The 10,970-nt window shown below is 66.2% G+C and carries 10 protein-coding genes; 2 read left to right on the top strand and 8 right to left on the bottom strand.

Translation table 11 applies throughout. The features are described 5' to 3' along the window. Window positions 1-286 precede the first annotated feature (286 nt). From ACOMG5_RS16970 to ACOMG5_RS16935, 8 genes are all read right to left on the bottom strand, one after another. Window positions 287-1,318: a TRAP transporter substrate-binding protein gene (locus ACOMG5_RS16970; RefSeq protein WP_420344970.1), complete on the bottom strand. Its 1,032-nt coding sequence runs from the start codon at window positions 1,316-1,318 to the stop codon at window positions 287-289. Window positions 1,319-1,343: 25 nt separating this feature from the next. Next, entirely contained in the window at window positions 1,344-2,669 is a 1,326-nt protein-coding gene (locus ACOMG5_RS16965; protein ID WP_420344969.1) for a TRAP transporter large permease, read from the bottom strand. Continuing rightward, complete coding sequence (locus ACOMG5_RS16960; protein ID WP_420344968.1) at window positions 2,669-3,175, bottom strand: TRAP transporter small permease subunit; 507 nt, start codon at window positions 3,173-3,175, stop codon at window positions 2,669-2,671. The genes ACOMG5_RS16965 and ACOMG5_RS16960 overlap by 1 nt, the downstream gene beginning before the upstream one ends. Window positions 3,176-3,403: 228 nt before the next feature. Beyond that, a complete protein-coding gene (locus ACOMG5_RS16955) occupies window positions 3,404-4,150 on the bottom strand; it encodes an ABC transporter ATP-binding protein (protein ID WP_420344967.1) in 747 nt (248 codons plus the stop codon). Next, window positions 4,147-4,977, bottom strand: a complete 831-nt coding sequence (locus ACOMG5_RS16950; protein WP_420344966.1) for an ABC transporter ATP-binding protein — start codon at window positions 4,975-4,977, stop codon at window positions 4,147-4,149. Before ACOMG5_RS16950 ends, ACOMG5_RS16955 begins: the two co-directional genes overlap by 4 nt. Then, window positions 4,974-5,882, bottom strand: a complete 909-nt coding sequence (locus ACOMG5_RS16945; protein WP_420344965.1) for an ABC transporter permease — start codon at window positions 5,880-5,882, stop codon at window positions 4,974-4,976. The genes ACOMG5_RS16950 and ACOMG5_RS16945 overlap by 4 nt, the downstream gene beginning before the upstream one ends. Next, a complete protein-coding gene (locus tag ACOMG5_RS16940; protein ID WP_420344971.1) occupies window positions 5,879-6,898 on the bottom strand; it encodes an ABC transporter permease in 1,020 nt (339 codons plus the stop codon). Before ACOMG5_RS16940 ends, ACOMG5_RS16945 begins: the two co-directional genes overlap by 4 nt. 40 nt (window positions 6,899-6,938) lie before the next feature. Continuing rightward, window positions 6,939-8,573 carry an ABC transporter substrate-binding protein gene (locus tag ACOMG5_RS16935; RefSeq protein ID WP_420344964.1) on the bottom strand — a complete coding sequence of 545 codons (1,635 nt, stop codon included), beginning with the start codon at window positions 8,571-8,573 and terminating at the stop codon, window positions 6,939-6,941. Window positions 8,574-8,839: 266 nt separating this feature from the next. Here ACOMG5_RS16935 and ACOMG5_RS16930 point away from each other — a divergent pair, with 266 nt between their 5' ends. Next, complete coding sequence (locus tag ACOMG5_RS16930) at window positions 8,840-9,268, top strand: MarR family winged helix-turn-helix transcriptional regulator (RefSeq protein ID WP_420344963.1); 429 nt, start codon at window positions 8,840-8,842, stop codon at window positions 9,266-9,268. Further along, window positions 9,265-10,881 carry an MFS transporter gene (locus ACOMG5_RS16925; protein WP_420344962.1) on the top strand — a complete coding sequence of 539 codons (1,617 nt, stop codon included), beginning with the start codon at window positions 9,265-9,267 and terminating at the stop codon, window positions 10,879-10,881. The genes ACOMG5_RS16930 and ACOMG5_RS16925 overlap by 4 nt, the downstream gene beginning before the upstream one ends. Window positions 10,882-10,970: the final 89 nt, after the last annotated feature.

The raw sequence follows: 10,970 nt of genomic DNA, 5'->3' as shown, positions 1-10,970 counted from the left end.
AGGTCGCTGAGCTCCAGATCCGCATAGCCGTCATGAATGGCTACACCACGCTCGGCATACCTGTCACTGAAGTCGTGGAATAAGTCTGTCCGGGGATAGGGGAACCTCGCCTAGCAGCCGAATTGCGCAAAAGAGTCGGCCAGACGGCGTAATACGCTCGGTATCTCCGAAATTGGCCAGTTTGGGCTCCTTTAGCGGATGCGGAGCCGCCGCGCGTGCCCCCTCCGGCTTGGGCGCGCGGTGCAGGCCGCCGGGCCACGCCGGGGACCGGCGTGGCCGCGCGGGGTCAGCGGTAGGGCTTGCCCGCCTTCTCCATGGTCTCGTTGTATTTCTTGATGATCTCCACCACCTTGGCCTTGGTCGGACTTTCCGCCGCGACCTCGTCCCAGAAGATCTTCGCGGCATCCTCGATCTTCTTGTAATCCGCGTCGGGAAGCGTGGTCAGGGTCATGTCCTTGCCCTCGACGCGCAGCTTCGCCTCCCCGGCCCAGTACCACCACTGCCGGTGATAATGCGACTGGTCGAAGGCCGTCTGCACCAGCTGCTGCAGATGCGGCGGCAGGGCGTTCCAGCGGTCCATATTGGCGAAGAAATGCCCGATCCAGGCGCCCGAGATGTTGTTCGTCAGGAAATAGGGCGCGACCTTGGACCAGCCCGAGGTGTAATCCTCGGTGATGCCGGACCAGGCCAGCCCGTCGAGCTCGCCCGTCTGCAACGCCACTTCCACATCCTCCCACGGCACGGAAACCGGGATCACCCCGAACTGCGCCAGGAACCGCCCCGCGGTCGGGAAGGTGAACACCCGCTTGCCGTTCAGATCCGCCAGCGAATTCACCGGCTCCTTCATGTTGAAATGGCACGGATCCCAGGAGCCGGCGGAGATGTGTTTGATCCCGACCTTGGCATATTCCTCCTCCCAGATCTCCTTCAGGCCCCAGGAATTGAACAGCGCGGGCACGTCCAGCGAATAGCGCAGCGCCAGCGGGAAATAGCCGCCGAAAACGGTGACTTCGGTCGGGCTGGCCATGGAATCGTCGTCGGATTGGACGGCGTCGATCGTGCCGGTCTGCATCGCGCGGAACAGCTCGGCCGTGGGGACCAGCTGATCGGCGGTATAGAGCTCGATTTCCAGCTGGCCATTGGCGATGGCGTTGATCGCCGCCACCGCGGGCTTCACCACCTCCTCGGCCAGCGCGGCCCCGGCATAGGTCTGCAGCCGCCACTTGATCGGCGCCGATTGCGCGAGCCCCGGCGTGGCCAGGCCCGCCGCCGCCGCCCCGAGCGCGCCCGTGGTCAGGAACTTCCGTCTCGTCGTCATCCCAAAACTCCCTCTTGTTATATCGTTATCGCCCAAGAACGTGCTGCGGCAGCCACAGCGCGATCTGCGGGAAGACCATCACCAAAATCAGCGTCAGCAGCATCACCAGCACGAAGGGGAACACTGAGCGGTAGATCACCGGCAAGGTGAATTCGGGCGGCGCCATCGCCTTCATCAGGAACAGGTTGTAGCCGAAGGGCGGTGTCAGATAGGCGATCTGGCAGGTGATGGTATAGAGAACGCCATACCAGACCAGATCGAAGCCGAGCGCCTTCGCGAGGCTGACGAAGACCGGCGCCACGATCACCAGCATCGCGGTATCGTCGAGGAACATGCCCATGATCAGGAAGCTCGCCTGCATCAGCACCAGCACCTGCCAGGGCGAGAGCCCCATGTCCGAGACGAAGAACTGCTGGATCGCGCGGCCCGCGCCCAGGCCATCGAACACCGCGCCATAAGACAGGGCGGCGGTGATGATCATCATGAACATCACGGTGATGAACAGCGTCTGCCGGGTGGAGGTCTCCAGGATCTCGCGGCTCAGGCGCCCCTTCACCGCCGCGACGAGCAGGGTGGCCAGCACGCCGATGACGGAGCTTTCGGTGAGGCTCGCCCAGCCGTTCAGGAAGGGCAACATCATCGCGACGAAGATGAACACCGGCAGCAGGCCCGCGCGCAGCAGGCGGATCTTCTCGGCGCGGGTGATCTGGGCACGCTCCTCGGCCGTCATCCGCGGGGCGAGGGCGGGGTTCATCCAGGTGCGCAGCACGATATAGGCGATGAACAGCACCGCCATCAGCAGCCCCGGCCCCACACCCGCGAGCCACAGATTGGAGACCGGCTGCCGCGCGATCAGCGCGAATAGCACCAGCACCACCGAAGGCGGGATCAGGATGCCGAGGCTCGATCCGGCCTGGATCACCCCCGAGATCATCAGCTTGTCATAACCGCGCCGCATGAGCTCGGGCAGGGCGATGGTCGCGCCGATGGCCATGCCCGCGACCGAGAGCCCGTTCATCACCGAGATCATCACCATCAGCAGCACGGTCCCGATCGCGAGCCCCCCCGGCAGCGGCCCGAACCAGACGTGGAACATGCGGTAGAGATCATCCGCGATACGGCTCTCCGACATGATGTATCCCATGAACACGAACATCGGCAGGGTCAGGATCGGCGTCCATTTCATCACCTTCATCACCGCCGAGAAGCCCATGTTGGTGCCGCCCTGGCCCCAGAGCAGCAGCGCGAACACCACGGCCACCACGCCGATGGCGCCAAACACCCGCTGGCCGGTGATCATCATCAGCATCAGCGTGGAGAACATCAGCAGCGCGATGAGATTGTAATCCATCAGATGGTCTCTCCGCGCAGGGTGGCGATGTCGCGGATCATGAGCGAGATGGCTTGCAGCAGCATGAGTGCGAAAGACAGGGTGATGACCACCTTCAGCGGCCACAGAACGGGGCGCCAGGCCGAAGGATTCCGCTCGCCCGTTTCGAAGGAATAGACGGTGGAATCGAAGGCGCCCCAGAGCATCACGCCGAGGTAGAACATCAGGCAGAAGAAGGTGAAGATATCCATCCGCGCCTGCTCGCGCCGGCTGAAGCGGGCATAGACGAGGTCCATGCGCACATTCGCATCTGTCTGCAGAGACCAGGGCGCGCCCAGCATGTAATAGGCCACCAGCGTGAACTGCGCCATTTCCAGCGTCCAGATCGCGGGGACATGGAGGATCTTCGTCACCGAGGAGAAGATCATGATGCCCATGATCGCATAGAGCAGGTACATCGCGGCGCGCCCGATCCGGGCGTTCAGCCCGTCGATGAAGCGGACATAGGTTTTCAGGGCTTCGGGCATCGGCCGCTCACCGGGCCGGGGGCATCGCCCGGCATGAGGAAGGGCGAGGCCATGCGGGGCTTCGTCATCAGGACCATCCAGCGCTGTCGTTACCGGCTGAGGCTCGGCTGGAATTGATCAACGAGTCAATATTTTGTGAGGTATCTGGGGATGCGCCCGCGGGCTGCGCCGGATTATGCGGCGGATTGCCCTGATTTGCGGCGCCTGCAGGGCAGGCGCCGCACCGGCTCAGGCGCCGCGCGCGAAGCCCCGGCTCGCGGTGAGCAGGCGGCGGGTGTAGTCTTCGGCGGGCGTGCCGCGGGCGAGCGTCGCGGCCTCCAGCTCCTCGACGATGCGACCCGATTGCATTACCGCGATCCGCTCGCACATATGGGTCACGACGCCGAGATCGTGGCTGACCATCACGAAGGTCAGGCCGCGGTCGCGCCGGACCTGTTCGAGCAGGTTCAGTACCTCGGCCTGCACCGAGGCATCGAGCGCGGAGGTCGGCTCATCGAGGAGCAGGATCTCGGGCTCGAGGATCAGCGCGCGGGCAATGGCGATGCGCTGGCGCTGCCCGCCCGACATCTGATGCGGGTAGCGGTAGCGGAAGGAGGCGCCGAGGCCCACCTCCTCCAGCGCGCGGCGGATCCGGGCATCGGCATCGGCGATGCCATGCACGGCCAGCGGCTCGACCAGCGCACGGTCCACCGTCTGGCGCGGATGCAGCGAGGCGTAGGGGTCCTGAAACACCATCTGCACCTTGCGGTAGAAGGCGCGGGAGCGGCGCGCGCCGCGCAGGGTCTCGCCCTCCACGGTCATCGCGCCCGCGCGCACCGGCACCAGCCCGGCGATGGCGCGCAGGAGCGTGGATTTGCCCGAGCCCGATTCGCCCACCAGCCCGAAGGACTGGCCCCGCCCGACGGCAATGCCGACATCGTCGAGCGCGCGGAAGCCGTCGAATTCCACCCGCAGGTTCGTGGCGGTGAGGATCATTTCGCCCACTCCGGCTTGCGGTCGAGAACGGGCAGGGGGTGCCGGTCCTCGCCGAGTTTCGGGACGCAGTCGAGCAGGCCCCGGGTATAGGGGTGCTGCGCCTGCGCGAGGTCGGCCGCGCGGATTTCCTCCACCACGCGCCCGGCATACATCACCAGAACCCGGTCGCAGAAGCTGCTGACCAGGCGCAGGTCGTGGCTGATGAAGATCAGGCCCATGCCGCGGTCGGTGACGAGCGCATCGAGGATCTTCAGCACCTCGAGCTGCACCGTCACATCGAGCGCGGAGGTGGGCTCGTCAGCGATCAGCAGTTCCGGCCCCGCGATCAGCATCATCGCGATCATCACCCGCTGGCCCATGCCGCCCGAGACCTCGTGCGGATACAGGCCATAGACCCGCTCCGGATCGCGGATCTGCACCGCCTCCAGCATCTCCAGCGCCCGGCGCCGCGCCTCTGTGCGGCCGATGCGGGTATGCGTGCGCAGGGTTTCGGTGATCTGCCGCCCGATCGTCATCACCGGATCCAGCGAGTATTTCGGATCCTGCAGCACCATGGCGATGCGGTTGCCGCGCAGCGCGCGCCGGGCGCGATCGGGGGCGCGCAGCAGGTCTATGCCGGAGAATTCCAGCCGGTCCGCCGTGACAAGCGCATTGGGTGGGGTCAGGCCCATGATCGCCCGGCCGGTCTGCGATTTGCCCGAGCCGCTTTCGCCCACGATGCCCAGCCGCTCGCGCCCGAGCGTGAAGGACACGCCGCGCACCGCCTCCACGAGGCCGGTGCGGGTGGGATAATGGACCTTCAGGTTCTCTACGCTCAGGAGTGTCATCGGCCGGCCTCCCGCGGGTCCAGCGCATCGCGCAGCCCGTCGCCCAGCAGGTTGAAGCCCAGCGAAACGACGAAGATCGCGATGCCGGGCATGGTGGCGACCCACCACTGATCGAGGATGAAGCGGCGCCCGGAGGCGATCATCGCGCCCCATTCCGGCATCGGCGGCTGCGCGCCGAGGCCAAGGAAGCCGAGGCCCGCCGCGGTGAGGATGATCCCCGCCATATCCAGCGTGACGCGCACGATCAGCGAGGGCAGGCACATCGGCATCACATGGCGCGCCACGATCCGCCAGGGCGAGGCGCCCATCAGCCGCACCGCCGCGATATAATCCGAATTGCGCACGCCCAGCGTCTCGGCCCGGGCCATGCGCGCATAGGGCGGCCAGGAGGTGAGCGCGATGGCGAGCACGGCATTCTCGATGCCGGGGCCGAGGGCTGCCACGAAGGCCAGCGCCAGTACCAGCTTCGGGAAGGCGAGGAAGATATCGGTGATCCGCATCAGCACCGCATCGACCCAGCCGCCGGCATAGCCCGAGACCGTGCCCACGATGAGACCGAGCGGCGCCGCGATCACCGCGACCAGCGCCACCACCATCAGCGTGAGGCGCGCGCCATGGAGCAGACGCGAGAGGATATCGCGGCCCTGGTCATCCGTGCCGAGCAGATGCCCCGCCGTGCCGGGCGGCAGGAGCCGCGCCCCGGCCAGATCGCCATCATAGGGCGAATAGGGCGCAAGCAGGCCCGCGAGCGCCGCCAGCACCACGAGGGCCAGAATGATCGCAAGGCCCACCAGCGCGAGCCGGTTCGCCGCGAAGCTGAGCCAGACCATATAGGCCCGCCCGAGCCGCGCCTGCCGGCGCGAGGCGGGCTGGTCGCTCAGGAGCCATTCCCGGGTGATCGTCATTTGTCGCGCGTCCTCGGATCGAGCGTCCGGTACAGCAGGTCGGACAGCAGGTTGAGCGCAATGAACACCGCCCCGATGACCAGCGTGCCGCCCAGCACGGCGTTCATGTCGGCGTTCTGCAGGGAATTGGTGATGTAGCTGCCAAGGCCCGGCCAGGAGAACACGGTCTCGGTCAGCACCGAGCCTTCGAGCAGCCCGGCATAGGACAGCGCAATCACCGTAACGAGGGGCACCGCCGCATTGCGCAGCGCATGCGCCCAGATGATCCGCCGCTCCGACAGGCCCTTGGCGCGGGCGGCGATGATATATTCCTGCCCGAGTTCATTGAGCATGAACGAGCGCGTCATCCGGCTGATATAGGCCATGGAGAAATAGCCGAGCAGGCAGCCCGGCAGCACGATGTGGCGGAATACGTCCCAGGCCACGTCCCATTGCCGCTGCAAGATGGCATCGAGCAGGAACAGCCCGGTGATCGGGGTGAAGCTGTATTCATAGACGATGTCGATCCGGCCCGGAAAGGCCACCCACCGCAGCTTCGCGTAGAACAGCAAAAGCCCGAGGAGCGCGAGCCAGAAGATCGGGATCGAATAGCCCGCAAGCCCCACCAGCCGCACCAGCTGATCGGAGAGGGAGCCGCGCTTCACTGCCGCCAGCACGCCCAGCGGAACGCCGATCAGGGTGCCGACGATGGTGCCGAAGGTGGCGAGCTCGAGCGTCGCCGGGAACACGCGGGCAATGTCTTCGGCCACCGGATGGGTGGTGAGCACCGATGTGCCCAGATCGCCGGAGAGGACCTGTTTCAGATACATCCAGAACTGCTGCCACAGCGGCAGATCGAGCCCCATTTCCGCCCGCACCCGCGCATAGGCGGAGGCGGGGGCCCGGTCTCCCAGCACGGCCAGAACCGGGTCCACCGGCACGACGCGGCCGATGAAGAAGGTGACGGCCATCAGGCCAAGGAAGGTGGAGACGAGCACGACCGCGAAGCGCAGAACGCCCCCCAGCCGCTTCGTCATCCGGGCGCGCGCGCGCCCGGAGCCGGAGTGTGCCGCCATCTCAGTTCTTCGAGACGGGGGCGAGGAGGTTCGAATCGAAGGTTGGGCCCAACTTGTAGCCCGAGAGCTTGTCCGAATAGCCCGCAACCTCGACCTGCTGATAGACCATGACATAGGGCCCGGTCGCCAGAACCTTCTTCTGCAGGTCCTCGTAGATCTCGGCGCGCTTGGCGGCGTCCTTCTCCAGCAGCGCGGCCTTGGTCTCGGCGGTCAGCGCGGGCACGTCCCAGGCGTTGCGCCAGGCGAGCGTCTTGGATTTGCCCTCGTCCGAATTGTCCGGGTTCGCCGAGAAGGTCTCCGCGTTCGAATTCGGGTCCCAGTAATCCGAGCCCCACTGCCCGATATAAATGTCGTGATTGCGGGCGCGGTATTTGGTCAGGGTCTGCTTGCCGTCCCCGGGGATGATCTCCACCTTGATCCCGGCCTTCGCGGCGCTCTGCTGGAAGGCTTCGGCAATGCCGGTGACGGGCTGGGTGTTGCGCACATCCATGGTCACGGTAAAGCCGTCCTTCAGCCCGGCCTTCGCCAGCAGCTCCTTGGCCTTCGCCACGTCGAGCTCGTAGGGCTTATCCTCCAGGGCGCCGAGCTGGCCCTTGGGCAGGAAGGTCTGGTGGATCTCGCCGATGCCCTTGATCAGCGTGCTGCCCACGGCGTCATAGTCGAGCAGGTATTTCATCGCCTCGACCACCTCGGGCTTGGCAAGGTTGGGGTTCTTCTGGTTGAGGCTGATGTAATACACGGTGCCCTTCGCGGCCGATACGGTCTTCAGCGCGCCGTTCTTCTGCACCGCCTCCACATCGCCCGGATCGAGGTTGCGCGCCACATCGATATCGCCCGCCTCCAGCGCCAGCCGCTGGCCCGAGCTTTCCTTCATATGGCGGTAGATCACCCGCGCGAGCTTCGGCTTCTCGCCGAAATACTTGTCGTTGCGCTCCAGCACGACCGCCTCGTTGGCCTTCCAGACCTTGGTCACGAAGGGGCCGGAGCCCGCGTAGCCCGTCTTCAGGAATTCGTTGCCGAAATCGGTGTCGTATTTGTATTCGTCGGTGGGGGTGACGGCCTTGGCATGCTCCATCACCACCTTCTTGTCCACGACCGAGCCCACGGTCGAGGTCAGAACGTTCAGCACGAAGCTCGGCGCATAGGGCTGGTCCACGGTCAGCGCGAAGGTGGTGGCATCCACCGCGCGCGCCTTCTCGGCCACATTGGCGCCGGTCAGGCCGAACTGGTTCAGCAGGAAGGCGGGGTTCTTGTCGAGCTTCACCGCGCGCTCGAAGCTGAAGGCCACGTCTTCGGCGGTGATCGGGTTGCCGGAGGCGAAGGTCAGCCCGGGCTTGAGCTTGAACGTATAGGTCAGCCCGTCCTCAGAAATGGTCCAGCTTTCGGCCAGGTCGGGCTGGATCTTCGAAGTGTCGTTCGCATCGAGGCGCACCAGCAGGCTGTAGGAGTTCGCGGTGATCTCGGCGGTGCTCAGCTCGAAGGCTTCGCCCGGGTCCAGCGTGATGATGTCGTCGATGGCGAGCGCCTCGACCAGCGTATCGGCCGGCGTCGCGGCGGCCGCGGGCAGGCCGCTCGCCACGGCGGCGATGCAGGCGCTCGCGGTCAGCATCATCATCTGCTTGCGGAAAAGGAACATCGTCTAACCCCCTTGCTATGTTGGTTTTTAGGACAGGCGCTGCCAACGGAAGCGACGCCCGGCCGCCCCAGTATCCCCGGCCTTAGCGGAGGTCTGTGGCGCCGTGCGCATGCCCCGCGGCTGCGAGTCTGTGTCGACATTAAGCGTACATCTGCGTGCTGACAAACCCGAAAGCGGCCTCACGTCCGCGTGTGCGGGGTGAAAAGGGGGCTTGCGGATTTATATTAGCAGGCTAATTAGTGTGCATGCTTACTAATGGTGGGGCCATGGGCGAAGACAGCCTTCTGCTCGAAGCGCTTCTGCGCGTGATGCGCGAGATCCGCAGCCAGTATGACAGTTCGGCCCGGGCGGTGGGGCTGACGCTCGCGCGGGCGCGGGTGGTCACCACGCTGGCGCGGATGGAGGGCGCGACCCAGGCGGAGCTTGCGGGCGCGCTCGAGATCGAGCCGCCGACGCTGAAGCGACAGCTGGAGGCGCTGGAGCGCGACGGCTTCATCGAGCGGCGCCCGGTCGGCACGGATGCACGCAAGCGCGCGCTGTTCCTGACGCCGCGGGCACGCGCCGCGCGCACCACGCGCTTCATCGAGAATGTGCGGGCGGAGCTGATGGAGGGCGTTTCGCCGGGAGAGCAGGCCGTGGTGCGCCGGGTGCTGGAGCGCATCGCCGACAATTGCGAGAAGCTGTCCCGGCCATGAGTGCGACGGACAGCATTCCCGAGGGCGTGTTCAACATGCCGGTGCCGCGGGCGCTGGCCTATATGGCGGCATCGGTGCTGATCGGGCTTGGCGCGGGGCTGGGGCAGGGGCTGGTTTCGGCCAATGTCGCCCAGCTTGCGGGCGATCTGGGCGTGACGACGGCCCAGGCCAGCTGGCTGCTCGTGGCCTTCGTGCTGCCGCGGGCGGCGATGCCGCTGATGCTGATCAAGATCCGCACCCAGTTCGGCCTGCGCCGCTTCGCCGAAGTGGCGATCGTGTGCTATGTGCTGGTGGATTTCGCAGCCCTCTGGATCGACGATCTGCGCTCGGCGGTGGTGGTGGAGCTGCTCTCGGGCGGGGCCTCTGCGGCGCTTTCCACGCTGGCCTTCATGTATATCCTGGAGCCGCTGAACCCGCAGTGGCGGATGCGGCTCGGGCTGCCGGTGGCGCTTGCGTTCCTGACCATGGGGCCCTCGCTCGCGCGGGTGGTCTCGCCCGCGCTGATCGGCGATGGCGGGCTCGTGCGGCTGCATCTGATGGCGCTCGGGCTGGCGATGGTGTCGCTTGCGCAGGTGTTCCTGCTGCCGCTGGGCCCGGTGCCGCATATGAAGGTGATCCGGCCGCTGGATCTGCTCAGCTTCGCGCTCATAGCCTTCGGCTTCGGCGGGCTGATCACCGGGGCGGTGATGGGGCCGATCTACTGGTGGCAGGAGGTCAGCTGGATCGGCGCGCTCCTCGCGGCGGCGGTGGCCTCGCTCACACTCGCGGTCGTCATCGAGCTGCGCCGCGCGGAGCCGCTCATCGATATCCGCTGGCTGGTCTCGCCCGCGATGCTGCACCTTTCGGCGACGCTTCTGATCTTCCGCATCATCCTGTCGGAGCAGAGCACCGGCGCGCCACGCATGTTCTTGGCGCTCGGGCTTTCGCCCGGGCAGATGGCGCCCCTGTTCGCGCTCATCTGCCTCGCGACGCTGGCGGGCGGCATCGCCTGCATCGGCTGGATCCGGCCCGGGCGCGAGCCGCAGTTCCACCTCGTGGCGCTGTTGCTGATCGCGGCCGGTACCTGGATGGACTGCCACGCCACGATCGAGACCCGCCCCGAACAGATGTATCTCAGCCAGGCGATGATCGCCTTCGCGGGGATGCTGTTCATGCCGCCCGCGATGATGGCGGGGCTGCTGCAGGCCTTCCGCAAGGGGCCGCAATACATCCTGTCGTTCATTATCGTCTATATCTCCACGCAGAGCATCGGCGGCATCCTCGGCTCCGGCGCCTTCACCACGCTGATCAACATGCGCCAGGCCTTCCACTACCATACGCTGCAGGAGGAGCTCCTGGCGACGCATGCGCCCTATACGGCGGAGCTCGCGCGCCAGGTGCTGCGCCTCGCGCCGCAGATCGGCGATTCCGCGCAGCTGCGGGCGCAGGCGCTGGTGCAGATCGCCACCGAAGCCTCAAACCAGGCCTATGTACTGGCCTATAACGACGCCTATTTCCTTACCTTCCTGCTTGCGGTCTTCGCCGCCTGCGCCCTTTGCCTGCACCTGTTCCGGGACTGGCTGATGGCGCAGATCGCGGCGCGCCGCACCATCCTCCCCGAGACCGCATCATGACCAAAGACCATATCCTCCCCACCCTCATCGCCGCCGTGATCGGGCTTGCGGGCGTGCTGCTGCTGCTGTTCGCCTGGCGCCTGCCGCCC

Source organism: Paenirhodobacter sp. (assembly GCF_041916475.1).
GTDB lineage: Bacteria > Pseudomonadota > Alphaproteobacteria > Rhodobacterales > Rhodobacteraceae > Rhodobacter.
The sequence above is the reverse complement of the archived record's forward strand: the minus strand, read 5'-3'. Positions and strand labels throughout refer to the sequence as shown.

Excerpts from the sequence above, each read along its gene's own strand:
- ACOMG5_RS16970 (WP_420344970.1), bottom strand. The coding sequence starts at position 1,318 with ATGACGACGAGACGGAAGTTCCTGACCACGGGCGCGCTCGGGGCGGCG.
- ACOMG5_RS16965 (WP_420344969.1), bottom strand. The coding sequence starts at position 2,669 with ATGGATTACAATCTCATCGCGCTGCTGATGTTCTCCACGCTGATGCTG.
- ACOMG5_RS16960 (WP_420344968.1), bottom strand. The coding sequence starts at position 3,175 with ATGCCCGAAGCCCTGAAAACCTATGTCCGCTTCATCGACGGGCTGAAC.
- ACOMG5_RS16955 (WP_420344967.1), bottom strand. The coding sequence starts at position 4,150 with ATGATCCTCACCGCCACGAACCTGCGGGTGGAATTCGACGGCTTCCGC.
- ACOMG5_RS16950 (WP_420344966.1), bottom strand. The coding sequence starts at position 4,977 with ATGACACTCCTGAGCGTAGAGAACCTGAAGGTCCATTATCCCACCCGC.
- ACOMG5_RS16945 (WP_420344965.1), bottom strand. The coding sequence starts at position 5,882 with ATGACGATCACCCGGGAATGGCTCCTGAGCGACCAGCCCGCCTCGCGC.
- ACOMG5_RS16940 (WP_420344971.1), bottom strand. The coding sequence starts at position 6,898 with ATGACGAAGCGGCTGGGGGGCGTTCTGCGCTTCGCGGTCGTGCTCGTC.
- ACOMG5_RS16935 (WP_420344964.1), bottom strand. The coding sequence starts at position 8,573 with ATGTTCCTTTTCCGCAAGCAGATGATGATGCTGACCGCGAGCGCCTGC.
- ACOMG5_RS16930 (WP_420344963.1), top strand. The coding sequence starts at position 8,840 with ATGGGCGAAGACAGCCTTCTGCTCGAAGCGCTTCTGCGCGTGATGCGC.
- ACOMG5_RS16925 (WP_420344962.1), top strand. The coding sequence starts at position 9,265 with ATGAGTGCGACGGACAGCATTCCCGAGGGCGTGTTCAACATGCCGGTG.